Below are 17,536 nucleotides of genomic sequence, written 5' to 3' on the forward strand. Positions count from 1 at the left end.
GCCTGGCGTTGAAGCAGCCAGCGCTTACACGCTGGCTGATGCGCCTTTCAACATGTCGATGAGCTGACGCAGGCGGTAGGGCTTGGGCAAGAAGTCCACCTGTGCCGGCAACGGCGGCAACTGCGCCTTGGCAAAACCCGAGGCCAGGATCACGCGCGCCTGCGGCAGCAATTGCGCTACCTGCTCGCTCAACTCGATTCCCGACATGCCATTGGGCATGCGGATATCGCTGAACACCACATCATACGGACCCTGCTCGCGCAGCATGCGCAAGGCACTGTGGCCGTCGTCGGCGGTATCGACGCTGATGCCGGCATCGCGCAGGGCTTCGCCGATCAAGTCACGCAGTTCTTGTTGATCTTCCACCATCAGCAGGCGCAGGGAATCAGTCATGCTCGGCCTCCTCGATGGCCGGGAGAAACAGGGTCACGGTGGTGCCACAGGCGGGTGCAGTTTCAAGCTCGACAAAGCCGCCGGACTGGGAAGCAAAGCCGTATACCTGGCTCAAGCCAAGGCCGGAGCCCTTGCCGACATCCTTGGTTGTGAAAAACGGTTCGTTGGCATGCTGCGCCACGTGCTCGGACATGCCCGCGCCATCGTCGCGCACCGAGATACTCACGTACCGTTGGGGCAGGCCGCACGGATCCGACGGCGCGAGCCGCTGTTGCGATGCCGTCGCCACCACGATGCTGCCGCCAGCGGGCATGGCATCGCAGCTGTTGAAGACAAGATTGAGCAAGGCCGCTTCCAGTTGACTGGGGTCCACTTGCACGTCAGGCAAGGCCTGCGCAAAGTCGAACGACAGTGCAACCCCTGCCGGGCAGGAGCGCCGCAACAATTCCAGCGCACGCCCCACCACGTCGTTGGCCGGGAGCCGTTCCGGGACCAGACGTTGTCCACGCGCAAAGCTGAGCAACTGGCGTGTCAGCAGGGTGCCGCGATCCACCGCAGTCTGCGCGGTTTCCAACAGCATGCGGGTGCGTGCGTCATCGCCGGCGCGCAGCGCGATCAACTCCAGGCTGGTCACCATCACCGTCAGCAGATTGTTGAAATCGTGCGCGATGCCCAGCGTCAACCGGCCCAGTGCATCGCCTTTCTGCGATTGCATCAACGCGTGCTGCGCCTGCTGCAACAAGCGCTGTGCTTCATGCCGGTCGGTGACATCGCGGGTGATCTTGGCAAAGCCGACCAGCACGCCGAATTCCAGCACCGGTTCGATCACCACGCTGGCCCAGAACCGGCTGCCATCCTTGCGCACACGCCACCCTTCGGCAGCAAAGCGGCCTTCGCGTCTTGCGATGTCCAAATTGTGCGCCGGCTCACCACGCTGCGCGTCTTCGGGCAGGTAGAAACGCGAAAAATGCGCACCCAGGACTTCGTCCGCCGTATAGCCCTTGATACGCTCGCCGCCGGGGTTCCAGCTACGCACGTGGCCACCGGTATCGAGCATATACATGGCGTAATCGGACACGCTTTGCACCAACAGCTGACATTGCCGGCTGTCGTGAGAAAGCGGCCCCGCATTGTCGACGGCCGTTTCCGCATCCATGACGCGCGCTTCCCCGGAAAAACGCGCGACCATAGGCAGCGCCGCGTGAAGGTGACGTGCAAGCCAACCCGACTGCAAAGCGCCAAAATACCGGCGATTTGCGCCTGAAACTTATCGGCTACCATGGCCGCCCTCCAAGTTTGGTTCGCGCGCCTATGCAGAACATCTCGACCACACGCGACCGCTGGGTCTGGGTCATCGCGGGGGCGTTGATGGCCGGAACGCTTGGCGCAGAATTGGTCACTCCGCTCGGCTACGCCGTATGGCTGACCTACTTCGTCGCGGTCGGGGTGACGGTGTTTCAGAATCGGCCGCAGGTCCCGTTGATCGTGGCCGTGCTGTCGTGCGGGCTGTTGGCACTGGGTTTCCATTGGGCGCCGACCAGTACCAGTTCGAGTTTTTCTTCGATCAATCGCAGCATCGGCGGGGTGTCGTTTCTGGCGATGGCGCTGGTGGTGATGCAGGCCATCCGCGCCCGTCGCCAGGCCGAATTCGCGCTATGGCTACAGCGGGCCGAAAACACCGTCGAAGCCAGTCTGCGCGGCGATCAACGCCCCGAAGCGCTGGCCGATGCCGCAGTGCGTGCGCTTTGCGACACGTTGAACGCGCAGGTCGGCGCGCTGTATCGCATCGACGGCCAGGACTTGCGCCTGATCGGCGGCGCAGCGCTACCGGCGGACCTGCCCCGGAAACTATCCACCACTGCCGGCCAGTTGGGCGAAGTCCTGCAACGTGGCACGGTGCGCCGCGTACGTGGCGTGGATGCCGGCCATCTGCAGGTCGCCTCGGGCCTGGGCCAGAGCGGCTGCCTGGAACTGTTGCTGGCGCCAGTCACTGCCGATGGCCGGGTGATCGGCAGTGTGGAACTGGGCCGGGTGGCAGACCCGCGCACGAGCGGCGCGCGCGAGGAAGAATTGCTCGCCCGTTGCGGCGAAAACATCGGCCTGGCCTTGCGCACTGCGCTGCTGCGCGCGCAGCTGGTGGCCTTGCTGGAACAGACCCAACGCCAAAGCGAGGAACTGCAGACCCAGCAGGAAGAGCTGCGCGTGGCCAACGAAGAGCTGGAAGAACAGAGCCGCAGCCTGCAGCAATCGCAGAGCGATCTGGAGCAGCAACAGGCCGAGCTGGAACAGACCAATGTGCAACTGGAAGAACGCACCCAGGCGCTGGAGGCGCAGAAACAGGCCTTGCTGGTTGCGCAATCGCAGCTGGTGCGCAACAGCAACGCGTTGTCCACCGCTTCGCGCTACAAGTCCGAATTCCTGGCCAACATGTCGCACGAGTTGCGCACGCCGCTCAACAGCGCGCTGATCCTGGCCAAACTGCTGGCAGACAACAAGGACGGCACGCTCAGTGCGGAGCAGGTCAAATACGCGCAGGCGATCCTGTCGTCCAACAACGACCTGCTGACATTGATCAACGACATCCTGGATCTGTCCCGGATCGAGGCCGGGCATGTGGAACTGGCCGACGAAACCGTGGCCACCGGCACGGTGATGCAACGGCTGCGCGAAACCTTCGAGCCGATGGCGCGACAGAAAGGTCTGGCGCTGGCCATCGCCGCCGATGCCGAGGCGCCAACGCAACTGGTGGTCGACGGCCAGCGTCTGCAGCAGATCCTCAAGAACCTGCTGGCCAACGCAATCAAGTTCACCGAGCACGGCGAGGTGAGTCTGTCGATCCAGGCGCATGCACCGGGCCGGGTGGTGTTCAAGGTCAACGACACCGGCATCGGCATCGCGCGCGAACAATGCGACGTGATCTTCGAAGCGTTCCGCCAGGCCGATGGCAGCACGCGGCGGCGCTATGGCGGCACCGGATTGGGCCTGTCGATTTCGCGCGACCTGGCACAACGCATGGGCGGCAGCATCCGCGTGGACAGCGAGCCTGGCCGTGGCAGTTGCTTCACGTTGGAATTGCCGACCGATGGCGCACCCGCAGAGCCGACCAGCGCGCACCCGGCAACGCCCGCACCGGCGCAGCAGCGCGGCGTCACCACCACGCGCTTCGGCGAGCCCGCTGCCGCTGCGCTCGACGTACCGCCCCCGCCCGTGGTGGCCCGCAGCGCGGTGCCGATCCAGTCCGCCGACGACGACCGCGATCAACGCAGCCGTCCCGGCCGGCTGATTCTGGCGGTGGAAGACGACACCCGCTTTGCGCAGGCGCTGGTGGACCTGGCGCATGAACTGGACTTCGATTGCGTGGTGGCCCCGACGGCAGAACAGGCGCTGCTTCTGGCCGCCGAGCTGCGCCCCAGTGGCATCCTGCTGGACATCGGCTTGCCGGATGCATCCGGCCTGAGCGTGTTGGAGCGTCTCAAGCGCGACCCAGCCACCCGCCACATTCCGGTGCATGTGGTGTCGGCACTGGAGCGCAGCCAGATCGCGCTGGAACTGGGTGCAGTGGGTTATCTGATCAAGCCGGCCACGCGCGAGCTGCTGGCAGGCGCGATCCGCCAGCTGGAAGACACCAATGCCCGCGCCGTGCGCCGCCTGCTGATCGTCGAAGACGACAGCGCGCTGCGTGCCAATCTCGAACTGCTGCTGGCGCGCGATCAACTGGAGATCGTTGCGGTGGGCAGCATTGCCGACGCGATGCAGCAACTGGCCGGCTCCACCTTCGACTGCATGGTCACCGATCTGGCATTGCCGGACGGCAGCGGTTACGACCTGCTCGAACGCATGGCCGGCAACGATGCGGTGGCGTTCCCGCCGGTGATCGTCTACACCGGGCGTGCACTCACGCGCGATGAAGAACAGCGTCTGCGGCGTTATTCCAAGAGCATCATCATCAAGGGCGCGCGGTCGCCGGAGCGCCTGCTCGACGAAGTGACGCTGTTCCTGCACAGCGTGGAAGCCTCGCTGCCGACCGACCAGCAACGCCTGTTGCGTGAAGCGCGCCGCCGCGACGCCGTGCTCGATGGCGCCACCGTGCTGCTGGCCGAAGACGATGTGCGCAACATCTTCGCGCTCTCCAGCGTGCTCGAGCCGCTCGGCGTGACGCTGGAAATCGCGCGCAATGGCCGCGAAGCGCTAGAGCGCCTGGCCGAGCGCGAGGTGGATCTGGTGCTGATGGACATCATGATGCCGGAGATGGACGGCATCACCGCGATGCGCCAGATCCGCGCCAACCGGCAGTGGCAGGATCTGCCGATCATCGCACTGACCGCCAAGGCGATGGCCGACGATCGCGAACATTGTCTGGACGCCGGCGCCAACGACTACATCGCCAAGCCCATCGACGTGGACAAGCTGGTGTCGCTGTGCCGGGTGTGGTGCTCGCGGCAATGAACGCAGTGGAATTGTTCGACCTGGAGCTGCGCGTGCTGCTGGAAGCGGTCTACCAGCGCTATCACTACGACTTCCGCGATTACGCGGTGTGCTCGTTGCGCCGGCGCATGCGCCACGCGATGGCGCGCTTCGAATGCACGCGCGTGGCCGACCTGCAGCATCGCCTGCTGCACGAACCGGACAGCTTCGCGCAGGCCATGCAGTTCTTCACCGTGCAGGTGTCGGAGATGTTCCGCGACCCGGCGTACTTCCGCGTGTTGCGCGAGCATGCGGTACCGGTGTTGCGCACCTATCCGTCGATCAAGCTGTGGGTGGCCGGTTGCAGTACCGGTGAAGAGGTCTGGTCGCTGGCGATCCTGCTGCACGAAGAAGGCCTGCTGGAAAAGGCGGTGATCTACGCTACCGACATCAATCCCGAAGCGCTGAACATGGCCGAAGCCGGCGCTTACGGCATCGACCGGATCGCACAGTTCAGCCGCAATTATCTGGAGGCCGGCGGCCGCGGTTCGCTGTCGGACTACTACACCACCGCTTACGACGGCGCGGTGCTGGATCGCCGGTTGAAGCGCAATATCGTGTTCGCCGATCACAGCCTGGCCACCGACACGGTGTTCTCCGAAGTGCATCTGGTGTCGTGCCGTAACGTGCTGATCTATTTCAACCGCAGCCTGCAGGATCGCGCGGTTGGGTTGTTCCACGATGCGTTGGTGCATCGCGGTTTTCTGGGCCTGGGCAGCAAGGAATCGCTGCAGTTCGGCGCGCATGCGCAGGCGTTCGAGTCGGTGGCGCGCGAGCAGCGCCTGTTCCGCAAGGCGGCGGCATGAACGTCCTGCACAACCCTGCGCAACACGTCGAGGCGATCGTGATCGGTGCCTCCGCTGGTGGCGTGGCCGCCTTGCAGACGCTGATGTCCAGCCTGCCTGCGGGGCTGCCGATGCCGGTGCTGGTGGTATTGCACCTGCCCCGCGACCGCACCAGCCATCTTGCCGAGCTGATGGATGCGCGTTGCGCCTTGCCGGTGCGCGAGGCCGAAGACAAGCAGCCGCTGCTGGCCGGCAGCGTGACCATCGCCCCGCCCGACTATCACCTGCTGGTGGAAACCCGCGACAGCCTGGCGTTGTCGATGGATGCGCCGGTGCTGTTCTCGCGCCCGGCGATCGATCCGTTGTTCGAGTCGGCTGCTGACGTGTTCGGGCCGCACCTGCTGGCGATCCTGCTCACCGGTGCCAGCACCGATGGCAGCGCCGGTGTGGCGGCGGTGCGCGCGGCCGGCGGCAATGCCTGGATCCAGCGTCCCGACGATGCCGCCTCTCCCCTGATGCCCGCCTCCGCGCTTGCCCATGCCGGCGCCGACGCGGTCCTCACCCTGCAGGCGATCTGCAGCCGACTGGAAGCCTTTCACCCATGAACCTCACCGCGACCGGCCTGGCTGCAACCCGCAACGACGACGAGCCGGCCAAGCTGCTGATCGTCGATGACGTGCCGCAAAACCTGGTGGCGATGGAAGCACTGCTGCAGCGCGAGGGCATCCGTGTGCTGTGTGCCTCTTCCGGTGCGCAGGCGCTGGAACTGCTGCTCGAACACGACGTGGCGCTGGCGCTGCTGGACGTGCACATGCCGGAAATGGACGGGTTTTCGCTGGCCGAACTGATGCGCGGCTCGCAGCGCACCCGGCATGTGCCGATCATTTTCTTGACCGCATCGCCCAGCGATCCGATGCGTGCGTTCCAGGGCTATGAAACCGGCGCGGTGGATTTTCTGCACAAGCCGATCGAGCCCCACGTGATCCTGAGCAAGGTCAACGTGTTCATCGAGTTGTATCAGCAGCGGCGCCTGCTCAAGACGCGCAATGCCTCGCTGGAACGGGCGCTCACGCTCAACGAAACCATGATGGCGGTGCTCACCCACGACCTGCGCACGCCGCTGTCGGTGATCCTGCTGTGCGCCGACAAGCTCGGCCTGGATGTCCCGCAGGACGGCCCGGCCGCGCGCACCTTGGACCACCTGGAAAACAGCGCACGGCGTATGGCCCGGATGGTCGAGCAATTGCTGGATTTTTCGCGTCTGCGCAGCGACGGCCTGTCGATGCAGTTCGGCCCCTGCAACCTTGGTGAGGTGGCCCACAGCGTGGTGGGCGAAGTGGCGCAGGCCAATCCGCACACCATCATCGACCTGCGCACCGAAGGCGATCTCGACGGCGATGGCGATGGCGACCGCCTGGCCCAGGTGGTGTCCAACCTGGTCGGCAATGCGGTGCTGCATGGCGGCCGTCATCCGGTGCAGGTGCATCTGGACGGCAGCGAGCGCGACACCCTGCGTCTGTCGGTGCGCAACAGCGGGCATATCCCGGACAGTCTGATGCCGCGTCTGTTCGAGCCGTTCAAGGCCAGCTTTCACACCAGCCAGGGGCTGGGATTGGGGCTGTTCATCGCCGACCAGTTCGTCAAGGCGCATGGCGGCACGCTGCAGGCGCGCAACGAAGCCGACGCGGTGGTGTTCGAAGCGACGTTGCAACGGCGTCACCTGGCTGCGTCATAACGGCCATGAGGACGTCGGCCCGCTATGCTGGGTCGGCACTCTCAGGTGCGGGGACATAGCACGTCGGGCAGTTGCGCACACGGATCGTCCGAGCCATGGCGGTGGCGACGAACGAGCCCATCCGTGCACGCAGGCTTTCACGCAGACCGCGCCACGCGCCGATCTGCGTATCGCTCCCGGCCCCGCCTGTTCGTCGTTTCTACAAGGCGCACGCCGTGCGTCATGCCAGCGGAGGTGGTTCATGTCGTACATCGATGGTTTCGTCCTTGCGGTGCCCACTGCCAACAAGGACAAGTTCCTGGAACACGCCCGCATGGGCGACAGCATGATCATGGAATACGGCGCATTGCGCGTGGTGGAGTGCTGGGGCGATGACGTACCGCACGGGCAGCAGACCGACTTTTATCGCGCGGTCGAGGCAGCCGCGGACGAAACCGTGCTGTTCTCCTGGATCGAATGGCCGGACAAGGCCACGCGCGATGCCGGCATGCAGAAGATGATGGACGACCCGCGCATGGACCCGGCGGTCAATCCGATGCCTTACGACGGCAAGCGCATGATCTTCGGCGGCTTCGTACCTGTGCTGGACCTGGGCCGGTCGGCCTGATCGGTGCATCGCCTGGAGGCAGGAATGAACACACCTGCCACCAGGCGTGCAGCCCCGCAATCATCGCCTCCGCACGCAGGCCTTGCGTCACCCTGGCTACACTGACAACCGCCCACGCACGCGCGGATCGCCACCGGCGCAACCTGCGATGCACCGTCTCTCTTGCCTGCGGAGATCACCGATGACCATTGCGCCGCTGCTGGTGGCCTGCCCGAGCTGCACTGCGATGAATCGCATCGCGCGCGCGCGCCTGCGCGATGCGCCCAACTGCGGCAGCTGCCATCGGCCATTGTTTCTGGGTGCGCCGGTGGCGCTGTCCACGGCCGATTTCGACAAGCATGCGGTGCGCAGCGAGCTGCCGTTGGTGGTGGATTTCTGGGCGCCGTGGTGTGGGCCGTGCCTGACCATGGCGCCGCAGTTCGCGGCAGCCGCCCCGCTGCTCGAACCGCAGGTGCGGCTGGCAAAGGTGGATACCGACCTGCACCCGGCGCTGGGCACGCGCTTCGGCATCCGCAGCATTCCCACCCTGCTGGTCATCCGTGGTGGCAACGAGATTGGACGTCATTCCGGCGCGGTGAGCAGCACACAGATCGTCAGTTGGGTCGGCTCGGTATTGCGCAATCGTTGAAACGACAACCGGCCGGCTGCGCGCAAACGCAGCCGGCTCACGATTCCATCGGCTCACTGCGACGCGCGCGCCGCAACGATGCCTTCGGTAGTGCTCTAACTCACTGCCAGTTGACGTTGACCGAGACGCCCACGATGCGCGGCTCGTTATAGACCGCCGCCATGTAGTTTTCGATCACACCCTTGACGTTCTTTTCGTTGGTGATGTTGCGCGCAAATGCCGCCACTTCCCACGCACCGTAACCACCGGTGTAGCCCAGCTTGAGGCCGCCTTCGAAGTTGCCGTCGGCGCGGAACTCGGTGGAGTCGTACAGCACGAAGCTGGTCTGGCCCTGCTTGTTCCAGTCGGTGGAGACGAAGAACGCACCCTCGTTGCCGACGGGAATGTCGTAACGCACCGCCAGGTTGAGGTTGTACTTGGGCGCGTTGGGCAGCGGGTTGCCGTCGATCTGCGCGAAGGTATTGGCGCCGACGCGAATGGTCGGGTCGTTGACCGTGCACACCACCACGCCGTTGAGCGCGCAGGCCTGCGCAAACACACGCTTGTCCTGAATTTCGCTATGCAGCAGGCTCATGCCGGCGGTCAGCGACAGGTTGGAGATCGGACGCCAATCCAGGTCCGCTTCCAGACCGTAGGCCTTGGCCTTGTCGGCATTGAACAGCACGCCATTGCCATCGGAATCGTTGCCGTTGAGCTGGATGTCGTCGACGGTATAGGTGAAGCCGCCGACATTCAGACGCAGGCGATTGTCGAACAGGCTGCTCTTGATGCCGGCTTCCCACGACAGGATGGTTTCCGAATCGGCGGTGGTGAAGTCCGAATTGAACACCGCGCTGCGGCCCTGGATGGTGGGGCCACGGAAACCGCGTGCCACACGCGCATACACGCTCAGCTCCGGGTTGAGTTCGTACATCGCGCTCACATCCCAGCTGGGCTGGGTGTCGGACATGCGCACGTCGCGTCGGCCGCGATACGTCGCCACGCCAGCGGCAGTATCTGCGGTCTTGAGCAGACGGGTTTCCTTGCTGTCCTTGGTCTGGCGGATGCCGGCGGTCAGCGTCAGCGCATCGGTGGCCTTGTAGCTGAGCTGGCCGAAGCCGGCCCACGAGGTATTGGTGTTGCGCAGGCGCACCCAATTGTTGGGATTGCGCGCGGCAGTGCGCAGGAAATATGCACGCTGATAAAAATCGGTGGTGTCGCGGCCATCGAAGTAGAACGCGCCCACCTGCCATTGCAGTGCGTCGTCGCCCTCGCTGGCCAGGCGCAGCTCCTGGGTGTACTGATCCAGGTCGCGGATCTGCCCCATCGACTGGCCGAAGCCGTTCGGCACGCCGTTGACCGGGTAGTCGGCCGCCGCGCCGCCATCGGTGTCGCCACGGCTATAGCCGGAGGTGGTTTCGTAGGCGGTGATGGACGTCAGCGACACGCCGCCGAAATCGTAGATCGCCTTGATCGAGCCGCCGTCGGTCTGATACGCCTGCGGGTTGTCGTGCGCCTCGTCATAGGCCACGCGGTCGCGCGGCACATCCACCTTGTCGCTACCGCGCGTCACCGCATTGCGCAAGAACAGCGTGGAGGTGCCGTCGTAATCGCGGGTGTGCACCGAGCCCAGCAGCGAGAACGCATCGTTGGGCTTGAGCAGTACCTGCAGGCGCGCATTGCGGTCGTTGTAGCCGCCCATCGCGTCCTTGCGCGGCGTGCGCGTGCCATCGGCGCTGGTACCGGCAAAGGTGTTGTCCACCCAATCGTCGCGGTGCTGGTACAAGGCCGAGACGCGGAAGGACAGCACGTCGTTGATCGGGCCGCCGAAGCCGCCATCCAGCGACACCGTGTTGTAGCTGCCGTAGCTGGCGTTGACGCGGCCGGTATAGGTGTCGCTGGGCTTGACCGTGTCGAACTTGACGATGCCGGCGGTGGTGTTGCGACCGAACAAGGTGCCCTGCGGGCCGCGCAGCACTTCGACCTGGTCCACGTCATAGACGGGATTGGACTTGAGCACCACGTGCTCGAGCACCACGTCGTCCTGGATGATGGACACCGGCTGCGATGCGCCGAGATAGAAATCGATATTGCCCAGGCCTCGGATATAGAAGCGCGGGAAGATGCGCCCGGTAGTGGTCTCGGCATAGAAGCCCGGCACGCGGCCGGACAGCGCCAGCAGCGTGTCGTCGCCGCCGGCGGTGTACTCGCGCATCGCTGCGCCCTGCACCACGCCCACCGACACCGGCACCTCCTGCAGGTTCTGCTCGCGGTGCTCGGCGGTGACGGTGACGGTATCCAGCGCGGTCGGGCTGCCCTCGCCCTGGGTCGTCGGCGCTTGCTGCGCCGACGCGGTGGCGGCCATCGAAGCAAGCAACAGGCCGGCGCAGGCGCGCGCAAGCGGCGTGCGCTGCAAGGCGGCGCGACGGCGTGCAGGTGCGTGCGTAGCGGCGGACGTCAGGGACGCGAAGACAGACAAGTACAACGACATGCGAGGTGATCCTTGGGTAGGTAGCGCGAGGTGTCGTCCATCGGCACAGGCATGCCGGACGAAGGCGCAAGGTGGCGCCGCGCGCACGATATGTCAGCAATGTTGCAGCGCCATGGCACGCGTGTCGCCGCGTACATGCACAGCCATGCCGTTGCGTACACCAGACATGGCGAGACGGCATGCCCGGGCTGGCCGAGTGCTGCCATGCTGGCGCCGTGTGGAAGCACTCACCGTAGAGAAACATGCCTTGAAACGACTTGCGTGGATGACCGCCCTGCTGGCTGCAGCGAGCTGTCCGCTGGCGCATGCCGGCAGCGCGGTGATCGCCTAATCGACTACCAGCGCGATGACGGCGGCCCGGTGCCGACTGCCGCGCAGTACCGCAACCGGGTGCTGGCAGGTTTCTATCCGAACCCGTCCGCGATCCGCGTGGGCAATGACTTCGACCTGGTCAATTCCACGTTCGGTTACTTCCCCGCTTGCCGGTGTTCAAGAGCAGCGATCTGGTGCATTGCGACCAGATCGGCACCGCGACCAATCATCCAGGCCAGATCGACTACGGCAACGATGCACTCACCCGAGGAGTGTTCGCTGCGATGCCAGCATGCGCGTCACCGACACGGCCGGTGGTTTTCCGGGCGCTACGTTCGGCCCGTACGCGTATTCGCGCCGAGCGCGAGCAAACGCGTACACACTGTGCGCTGCATCGGTATCGAACAGCAGGCCACGCACCTTCGCGCGCAAACCGGCTTGTGACGGGAGGGAAAGCGCGCGCACGTAAATGCGCTTGGCTGTCTTCAACACGACCGGGGATCGCAAGGACATCGTGATCGCACGATACGGCGGCAGTCGCCGCCGGCGTGCATGGCCATCGACGCGCCCTACGCGCGGGTGGCCAACACGCTGCTATCGAGCATCTGCCCGACCATGTTGAGCAGATCGTTGAGACTGAAGGGCTTGGGCAACAGCGCCATGCCTTCGGCCAGGAATTCCTGGCGGGTGGCGGCGTTTTCGGCGTAGCCGGTGATGAACAGGATCGGCAGGCCCGGCCGCAGCGCGCGCGCCACATCGGCCATGTCGCGCCCGTTCATGCCAGGCAGGCCGACGTCCGACACCACCAGGTCCACCTCCACGCCGGCACGCAATTGATTCAGCGCGCCATTGGCATCTTCGGCTTCGATCACGTGGTAGCCGGCATCGCTGAGCACCTCGCTCACCATGATGCGCACCACATCAGTGTCGTCCACCAGCAGGATGCGCTCGTTGCGCGGGCGCTGCGCGCTTGGTGCCGGCGCCAGCGGCAACTCGCTTGCAGCCAGCCCCCGCGGCAACAGCAAGGTCACCGTCGTGCCGCGCCCCACGGTGCTGGCGATGCGTGCGGTGCCGCCGGACTGGCGCGCGAACCCGTAGGTCATCGACAAACCCAGGCCGGTGCCTTCGCCGATCGGCTTGGTAGTGAAAAACGGCTCGAATACCTGATTGAGGATCGCCGCCTCGATGCCGCTACCGTTGTCGATCACGTTCACTGCCACGTAGTCGCCATCGTCCAGCTCCGAATCGTCGAGCGCGGTATAGGCCGCGCTCTGGATGCGGATGGTGCCCTGCCCCTTCAATGCATCGCGCGCATTGATCACCAGATTGAGCACCACGTTTTCGAGCTGGTTGGCATCGGCCACCGCGACCAACGGCGTGTCTGCCAGGTCGAGTTCCAGCACGATGTTTTCGCCGATCGAGCGGTGCAGCATGTCTTCCAGCGAGCGCACACGCTGATTGACGTCGAAAGGCTGCGCATCCAGCGATTGCTTACGCGCAAACGCGAGCATGCGCTGGGTCAACGCGGCGGCGCGATGCGCCGAGCCGGTGGCGATTTCCGCCAGCCGCGGCACCCGCTCGATGCGGTTGGATTCCACCGCCAGCTGGATCATGTCAAGCCCGGAAATGATGCTGGTCAGCAAGTTGTTGAAGTCGTGCGCGATACCGCCGGTGAGCTTGCCCAGCGCCTCCATCTTCTGCGCCTGCAGCAACTGGATTTCGGTGCGCTGGCGCTCGGCGATCTGGTGGGCCAGCTCGCTGGTGGCGGTGTCCAGTTCCTGGCGCTGCTCGCGCTCGCGCAGGCGCTGCTCGGTAACGTCCTCCACCAGCAGCAAGCCCAGGTCCGGCTCGCGATACGGCGACACGCGCCACTCGGTTTCGCACACCTTGCCATCGCGCAGGATCGACAACGCACCGCTCCAGCGCGCGCGTTGCGCCAGCGCGTTGGTCAGCGCGAGCACGGTGGCGGCCTGGTCCACCCCAGGCACGGCGATCGCTTCGCCCGGCGTCGCGGTGCCGATCAGGCGCTGGAACGCCGCATTGGCTTGATGCGTATGCAGGCTGGCATCCACCACCGCGATCGGCGCACTGATGTGCTCGAAGATCTCGCGGAAGCGTGCCTCGCTGATGCGCAAGGCCTCTTCGGCCTGGCGCGCGCGCAACAGGGTGCGCAGCGTGGCGACCAGCACGCTGGGATCGACCGGATGAATCAGGTAGGCATCGGCGCCGGCCTCCAGGCCGGTGATCATGTCACCAGTGGCGATCGATGCGGCCGACACATGCACCACCGGCAGCAACGCGGTACGCGGCGCGTCACGCAGCGTGCGCACGATGTCGAAGCCGCTCATGTCTGGCAGGTTGACGTCCAGCACCACTGCGGAAAACGCCTGCGTGGCCAGTTTGGCCAGCCCGTCGGTGCCGGTGCCGGCTTCTTCGACCTCGAACTGGTGATGTTCGAGCACGCGCCGCACCGAATACCGTGTCACCGCGTTGTCGTCGACCACCAGAATGCGATGACTACTGCCCACGTGCGTCCTCCGGCGCCAGTTTCACCGGCAGCACCACGAAAAATTCCGATCCCTGCCCGACCACGCTTTCGATCCCCACCCGCCCGCCGAGCAATTCGGCGAACCGCTTGCAGATCGACAGCCCCAGGCCGGTACCGGTGAGGCGTTTCTGCAGCGGCGAGTCCACCTGTACGAAATCCTCGAACAAGGCCTCGTGAAGCTCGGCCGGAATGCCGATGCCGGTGTCCTGCACGCTGAAGCGCACCTGGTCGACGCCTTCCAGCTGCGCGAACACGCGCACATGGCCTTGCGGGGTGAACTTGAGCGCGTTGGAGATGAAGTTGCGCAGGATCTGCGCCAGCTTCTTGTCGTCGGTGTAGAGCATCGGCAGAACGGGTGGATCTTCGAAGATCAAGCTGGTGCTGCCGGTATCGGTGAGCGGACGAAACATGCCGCGCAACGCCGCAAACAGGTCCATCAGATCGAACCAACCCGGCGAGATGGTGATGCGGCCAGCCTCGATCTTGGCCAGATCCAGCAGGTCGTCGACCATCTCGGTGAGTTCGCGCGCCGAGGCGCTGACAAAGCGCACCTGCTTGGATTGCTCCGCAGTGAGCGGCCCGTCCATACCGTCTTCGAGCAGCCGGGTGATGCTCAGGATCGAACTGAGCGGGGTGCGGAACTCGTGGCTCATGTACGACAGAAACCGGCTCTTGAGCTCGGACACATCGCGCAGCTGCTCGGCCTGCTGGTCGAGCTCGGCATACAGCGCCAGCACGCCCTGGTTGGTTTCTTCCAACTCTTCGCGCAGGGCCTGATTCTGTTGACGCAGTGCATCCAGTTCGGCCATCGGATTGATGGCAGGTGCGTCGCCGGACGTCTTCATTGCACGCCTCCCAAGCGCATCACAAACACACCGCAATCGTCGCGGCCGCGCGCGTAATCGCGCAACAGCACCGCCGCCACGAGACGTGCATGGCGCGACAGCAGGCCCGGATGATCGCGCAGATTCCAGCGCGACTGCAGGCCGTCGCTATGCATCACCAGCAGTTTACCGGCCGCCTGCGGGAAATCGAACGGCTGCGCCTTGCGGAACTGCACGCCGACAATGCCTGGGTGCGAGGGCATGCCGCGCACGCCATCGCCATCGCACAACGAGGCGACGATATTGCCGACACCGGCAAACCGTACCTGCCCGGTGCTGCTGTCGAACTGCATCACTGCCGCCGCACCGCCCCGTGTGCCGGACATACCGGCATGCAGCTGGGCGATGCGCTCGCCGGGCTCGCCGCCGGCCTTGGCTGCGGCGCGGGTGCCGGCATCGGCAGCCTCGGCCGCACCGGGCCCATGGCCCAGGCCGTCGATCACGGTCACGCTGGTCCGCTGCTCGCCGATCGCCAGATGCCAGGCATCTCCACATACCACTTCGTTGTGCATCGGCACGCGCAGGGCGCCATACGGCAGGTCCAGTTCCGCGCGTTGCTGGGCGAACAGTCGCGCCATCACGATCGCACCCTTGGCATCGGAATAGGCGTCCAGCACCTGCGCCTGGCGCTTGATCGCGCCCAGCCCGGTGCCTGGCGTGCCGGCGGTGGAATAGCCATCGCGCAGACCGTTCTCGAGTGCGAACCCCGGACCGTTGTCGATGGCGCAGATCTCTACCCCCATGCCCTCGCGCGTGGCCACCGCCGACAGCTGCAGGCAGCCGCCACCGCCATGCTTGACCAGGTTGGTGGCAAGCTCGGTGGCCACCAGCGCGACGCGGCCGCAGGCGGATTCATCGAAGGTCAGGATCTGCGCCAACGCGACCGCCTCGCGACGTGCCTGGCCGACCTGGCTGGTTTCGTCGACACGAAACGCACGTGTGACCTCGCCAGCGACGTTCACTTCCATTTGGTGATGGTGATGCGCGTGCCCTTGCCGGCTGCAGTGTCCAGGACGAAGTCATCCACCAACCGACGGCTGCCGGACAGGCCCAACCCCAGTCCACTGCCGGAGGTCCAGCCATCGGTGAGTGCCAGATCCAGATTGGGGATGCCTGGACCTTCGTCGCGGAAGGTCAGCTGCACGCCCTTGCGGATGCCGCTTTCCACCATTGCCCAATCCATGTCGCCGCCACCGCCGTAGATCACGGTGTTCCGCGCCAGTTCGCTGGCGGCGGTCACCAGTTTGGTCTGATCGACCAGACGCAGGCCGCACTGCACCACCAGCTTGCGCACCACCTGCCGGGCCAGCACCACATCCTGTTCGGTGCGTACCGGTTGCGAGCCGGTCGTCATGGAGCGCGATCGGGTTGCTGCAGCAGACGCATGCCGCGCTCGACATCGAGTGCGGTGCGCACCGACGGCAAGGTCAGGCCCAACTCGACCAAGGTGATCGCCACCGCCGGCTGCATGCCCACCACCACCGTTTTCGCATCCATGACCGCCGCCAGCCCGGAAATGGTGCTGATCATGCGGCCGATAAACGAGTCGACGATATCCAGCCCGGAAATATCGATCAGCACGCCACGCGCGGAGATGGCGCTGATCTTTTCCGACAGGTCTTCCTGCAGGGTCAACGCGAGCTGGTCGTGCATGTCCACCTGGATGGTGACCAGCAACAGATCGCCCATCCGCAGAATCGGGATGCGCTCCATGTCAGCTCGCCTTGCTCACGGCCACGCCAATGCGCTTGAGTGCCAGCGCCAGCGCATCGGACAGGTTGGCCTTGGTGACGATGCCCTGCAGGTCCAGCCCCAGATGCACGATGGTCTGCGCAATCTGCGGGCGTACGCCGCTGATGATGGCATCGGCGCCCATCAGGCGGATCGCGGTGACCGTCTTGAGCAAGTGCTGGGCGACCAGCGTGTCCACGGTCGGCACGCCGGTGATGTCGATGATGGCGATCTCCGAACCGGTATCGACAATGCGCTGCAGCAGCGACTCCATCACCACCTGGGTGCGCTGCGAATCCAGCGTGCCGATCATCGGCAGCGCCAGCACCCCGTCCCACAGCTTCACCACCGGGGTGGACAGCTCCAGCATTTCTTCCTGCTGACGCACGATGATTTCTTCGCGGGTCTTCTGGAATGCCTTGACGGTGTAAAGGCCCAGTCGGTCCAGCAACTCCGACAGCGCCCACAGCTGCTGGCCCAGGTCCTCCGGCGTATCGGCATATTCGCGCTGCACCAGCGCGAACAACACCCGCTTGAGCGAGAAGATGAAGTTGGCGGTTTCCTGCGAATCGAAGCCACGGGTGGCGCGGTCGCGCGACAGGTTCTCCAGGAAGCGACGGACCTCGCTCCAGTCGGCACTGTCCAGGCTGCTGCCGCCGTCCTTCAACGCGGCGGCCAGCAAACTCAGAAATTGCGCACTCTGGGTTTCGACTTCCTGCCGGGAAATACGCGCGTCGCTGCCCAGGCTGGCGTCCAGCCACGCAGTCAACAACGCACCTTCCTGGCCACGAATCGCATCAATCGAGCGCTGCTGCAATGCCACCATGAGATCACCCGCCGAAATAAAATTAATGAGAAGGCTGGGCATGCGGGCCGAACTGCGCCCCTTGATCGGCGCGGCGCCCCCACGCCGATGCGAAGCAGAGTAAAGCAATTCAGATTCAGCAACCAGCGGCCAAACCTGTAGCAGTCAGAGGCT

At 65.1% G+C, this 17,536-nt stretch carries 16 protein-coding genes and 1 pseudogene; 7 read left to right on the forward strand and 10 right to left on the reverse strand.

Annotated elements, in window-relative coordinates; translation table 11 throughout:
• Window positions 1-24: 24 nt before the first annotated feature.
• Together GGR62_RS15185 and GGR62_RS15190 are read right to left on the reverse strand one after the other, a co-directional pair.
• Window positions 25-393, reverse strand: a complete 369-nt coding sequence (locus GGR62_RS15185; protein WP_184408693.1) for a response regulator — start codon at window positions 391-393, stop codon at window positions 25-27.
• On the reverse strand, window positions 386-1,549 hold the full coding sequence (locus tag GGR62_RS15190; protein ID WP_184408694.1) for a PAS domain-containing sensor histidine kinase: 1,164 nt from the start codon (window positions 1,547-1,549) through the stop codon (window positions 386-388). Before GGR62_RS15190 ends, GGR62_RS15185 begins: the two co-directional genes overlap by 8 nt.
• A 155-nt stretch (window positions 1,550-1,704) precedes the next feature.
• On the opposite strand from GGR62_RS15190, the gene GGR62_RS15195 reads away from it, so the two are divergent.
• The 6 genes from GGR62_RS15195 to trxC all read left to right on the forward strand — a co-directional run bounded on the left by GGR62_RS15195 (window position 1,705) and on the right by trxC (window position 8,612).
• A complete protein-coding gene (locus GGR62_RS15195; protein ID WP_184408695.1) occupies window positions 1,705-4,839 on the forward strand; it encodes a response regulator in 3,135 nt (1,044 codons plus the stop codon).
• Window positions 4,812-5,663: a CheR family methyltransferase gene (locus GGR62_RS15200; RefSeq protein WP_184408696.1), complete on the forward strand. Its 852-nt coding sequence runs from the start codon at window positions 4,812-4,814 to the stop codon at window positions 5,661-5,663. Before GGR62_RS15195 ends, GGR62_RS15200 begins: the two co-directional genes overlap by 28 nt.
• Entirely contained in the window at window positions 5,660-6,247 is a 588-nt protein-coding gene (locus tag GGR62_RS15205; protein ID WP_184408697.1) for a chemotaxis protein CheB, read from the forward strand. Before GGR62_RS15200 ends, GGR62_RS15205 begins: the two co-directional genes overlap by 4 nt.
• Complete coding sequence (locus GGR62_RS15210; protein ID WP_184408698.1) at window positions 6,244-7,377, forward strand: hybrid sensor histidine kinase/response regulator; 1,134 nt, start codon at window positions 6,244-6,246, stop codon at window positions 7,375-7,377. Before GGR62_RS15205 ends, GGR62_RS15210 begins: the two co-directional genes overlap by 4 nt.
• Window positions 7,378-7,618: 241 nt before the next feature.
• Complete coding sequence (locus GGR62_RS15215; protein WP_176340687.1) at window positions 7,619-7,984, forward strand: DUF1428 domain-containing protein; 366 nt, start codon at window positions 7,619-7,621, stop codon at window positions 7,982-7,984.
• Between the two features lie 181 nt (window positions 7,985-8,165).
• Window positions 8,166-8,612, forward strand: a complete 447-nt coding sequence (gene trxC / locus GGR62_RS15220) for a thioredoxin TrxC (RefSeq protein WP_184408699.1) — start codon at window positions 8,166-8,168, stop codon at window positions 8,610-8,612.
• Window positions 8,613-8,712: 100 nt separating this feature from the next.
• On the opposite strand, the gene GGR62_RS15225 is transcribed toward trxC, so the two are convergent.
• The gene (locus GGR62_RS15225) at window positions 8,713-11,082 is read right to left on the reverse strand and encodes a TonB-dependent receptor (RefSeq protein WP_184408700.1); all 2,370 of its coding nucleotides are present in this window, start codon (window positions 11,080-11,082) and stop codon (window positions 8,713-8,715) included.
• A 265-nt stretch (window positions 11,083-11,347) separates the two neighbouring features.
• Here GGR62_RS15225 and GGR62_RS15230 point away from each other — a divergent pair.
• Window positions 11,348-11,678 (forward strand): annotated as a pseudogene (locus tag GGR62_RS15230) (family 43 glycosylhydrolase); the annotation flags it as partial.
• Here the strand turns inward: GGR62_RS15230 and GGR62_RS20955 are convergent.
• From GGR62_RS20955 to GGR62_RS15260, 7 genes are read right to left on the reverse strand one after another with little or no spacing between them, the layout of a single operon-like run.
• On the reverse strand, window positions 11,656-11,907 hold the full coding sequence (locus GGR62_RS20955; RefSeq protein WP_221229263.1) for a hypothetical protein: 252 nt from the start codon (window positions 11,905-11,907) through the stop codon (window positions 11,656-11,658). The pseudogene GGR62_RS15230 and the gene GGR62_RS20955 sit on opposite strands and share 23 nt — an antisense overlap.
• 56 nt (window positions 11,908-11,963) lie before the next feature.
• Complete coding sequence (locus tag GGR62_RS15235; RefSeq protein ID WP_184408701.1) at window positions 11,964-13,922, reverse strand: response regulator; 1,959 nt, start codon at window positions 13,920-13,922, stop codon at window positions 11,964-11,966.
• Window positions 13,912-14,787, reverse strand: coding sequence for an ATP-binding protein (locus GGR62_RS15240; protein WP_184408702.1), 876 nt, complete (start codon window positions 14,785-14,787; stop codon window positions 13,912-13,914). Before GGR62_RS15240 ends, GGR62_RS15235 begins: the two co-directional genes overlap by 11 nt.
• The gene (locus GGR62_RS15245; protein WP_184408703.1) at window positions 14,784-15,794 is read right to left on the reverse strand and encodes an ATP-binding protein; all 1,011 of its coding nucleotides are present in this window, start codon (window positions 15,792-15,794) and stop codon (window positions 14,784-14,786) included. The genes GGR62_RS15240 and GGR62_RS15245 overlap by 4 nt, the downstream gene beginning before the upstream one ends.
• On the reverse strand, window positions 15,785-16,180 hold the full coding sequence (locus GGR62_RS15250; protein WP_184408704.1) for an ATP-binding protein: 396 nt from the start codon (window positions 16,178-16,180) through the stop codon (window positions 15,785-15,787). Before GGR62_RS15250 ends, GGR62_RS15245 begins: the two co-directional genes overlap by 10 nt.
• Window positions 16,177-16,539, reverse strand: a complete 363-nt coding sequence (locus tag GGR62_RS15255; protein WP_184408705.1) for an STAS domain-containing protein — start codon at window positions 16,537-16,539, stop codon at window positions 16,177-16,179. The genes GGR62_RS15250 and GGR62_RS15255 overlap by 4 nt, the downstream gene beginning before the upstream one ends.
• Before the next feature lies 1 nt (window position 16,540).
• The gene (locus GGR62_RS15260) at window positions 16,541-17,383 is read right to left on the reverse strand and encodes an STAS domain-containing protein (protein WP_184408706.1); all 843 of its coding nucleotides are present in this window, start codon (window positions 17,381-17,383) and stop codon (window positions 16,541-16,543) included.
• Window positions 17,384-17,536 lie beyond the last annotated feature (153 nt).

The sequence above is a fragment of the Xanthomonas sp. 3075 genome (genome assembly GCF_014197275.1).
GTDB lineage: Bacteria > Pseudomonadota > Gammaproteobacteria > Xanthomonadales > Xanthomonadaceae > Xanthomonas > Xanthomonas campestris_B.

Bases quoted from the DNA above. Each gene is read 5' to 3' on its own strand.
- GGR62_RS15215 (WP_176340687.1), top strand. From the start codon at position 7,619: ATGTCGTACATCGATGGTTTCGTCCTTGCGGTGCCCACTGCCAACAAG.
- GGR62_RS15225 (WP_184408700.1), bottom strand. From the start codon at position 11,082: ATGTCGTTGTACTTGTCTGTCTTCGCGTCCCTGACGTCCGCCGCTACG.
- GGR62_RS15245 (WP_184408703.1), bottom strand. From the start codon at position 15,794: ATGGAAGTGAACGTCGCTGGCGAGGTCACACGTGCGTTTCGTGTCGAC.
- GGR62_RS15240 (WP_184408702.1), bottom strand. From the start codon at position 14,787: ATGAAGACGTCCGGCGACGCACCTGCCATCAATCCGATGGCCGAACTG.
- GGR62_RS15255 (WP_184408705.1), bottom strand. From the start codon at position 16,539: ATGGAGCGCATCCCGATTCTGCGGATGGGCGATCTGTTGCTGGTCACC.
- GGR62_RS15185 (WP_184408693.1), bottom strand. From the start codon at position 393: ATGACTGATTCCCTGCGCCTGCTGATGGTGGAAGATCAACAAGAACTG.
- GGR62_RS20955 (WP_221229263.1), bottom strand. From the start codon at position 11,907: ATGTCCTTGCGATCCCCGGTCGTGTTGAAGACAGCCAAGCGCATTTAC.
- GGR62_RS15205 (WP_184408697.1), top strand. From the start codon at position 5,660: ATGAACGTCCTGCACAACCCTGCGCAACACGTCGAGGCGATCGTGATC.
- GGR62_RS15210 (WP_184408698.1), top strand. From the start codon at position 6,244: ATGAACCTCACCGCGACCGGCCTGGCTGCAACCCGCAACGACGACGAG.
- GGR62_RS15195 (WP_184408695.1), top strand. From the start codon at position 1,705: ATGCAGAACATCTCGACCACACGCGACCGCTGGGTCTGGGTCATCGCG.
- GGR62_RS15250 (WP_184408704.1), bottom strand. From the start codon at position 16,180: ATGACGACCGGCTCGCAACCGGTACGCACCGAACAGGATGTGGTGCTG.
- trxC (WP_184408699.1), top strand. From the start codon at position 8,166: ATGACCATTGCGCCGCTGCTGGTGGCCTGCCCGAGCTGCACTGCGATG.
- GGR62_RS15190 (WP_184408694.1), bottom strand. From the start codon at position 1,549: ATGGATGCGGAAACGGCCGTCGACAATGCGGGGCCGCTTTCTCACGAC.
- GGR62_RS15260 (WP_184408706.1), bottom strand. From the start codon at position 17,383: ATGGTGGCATTGCAGCAGCGCTCGATTGATGCGATTCGTGGCCAGGAA.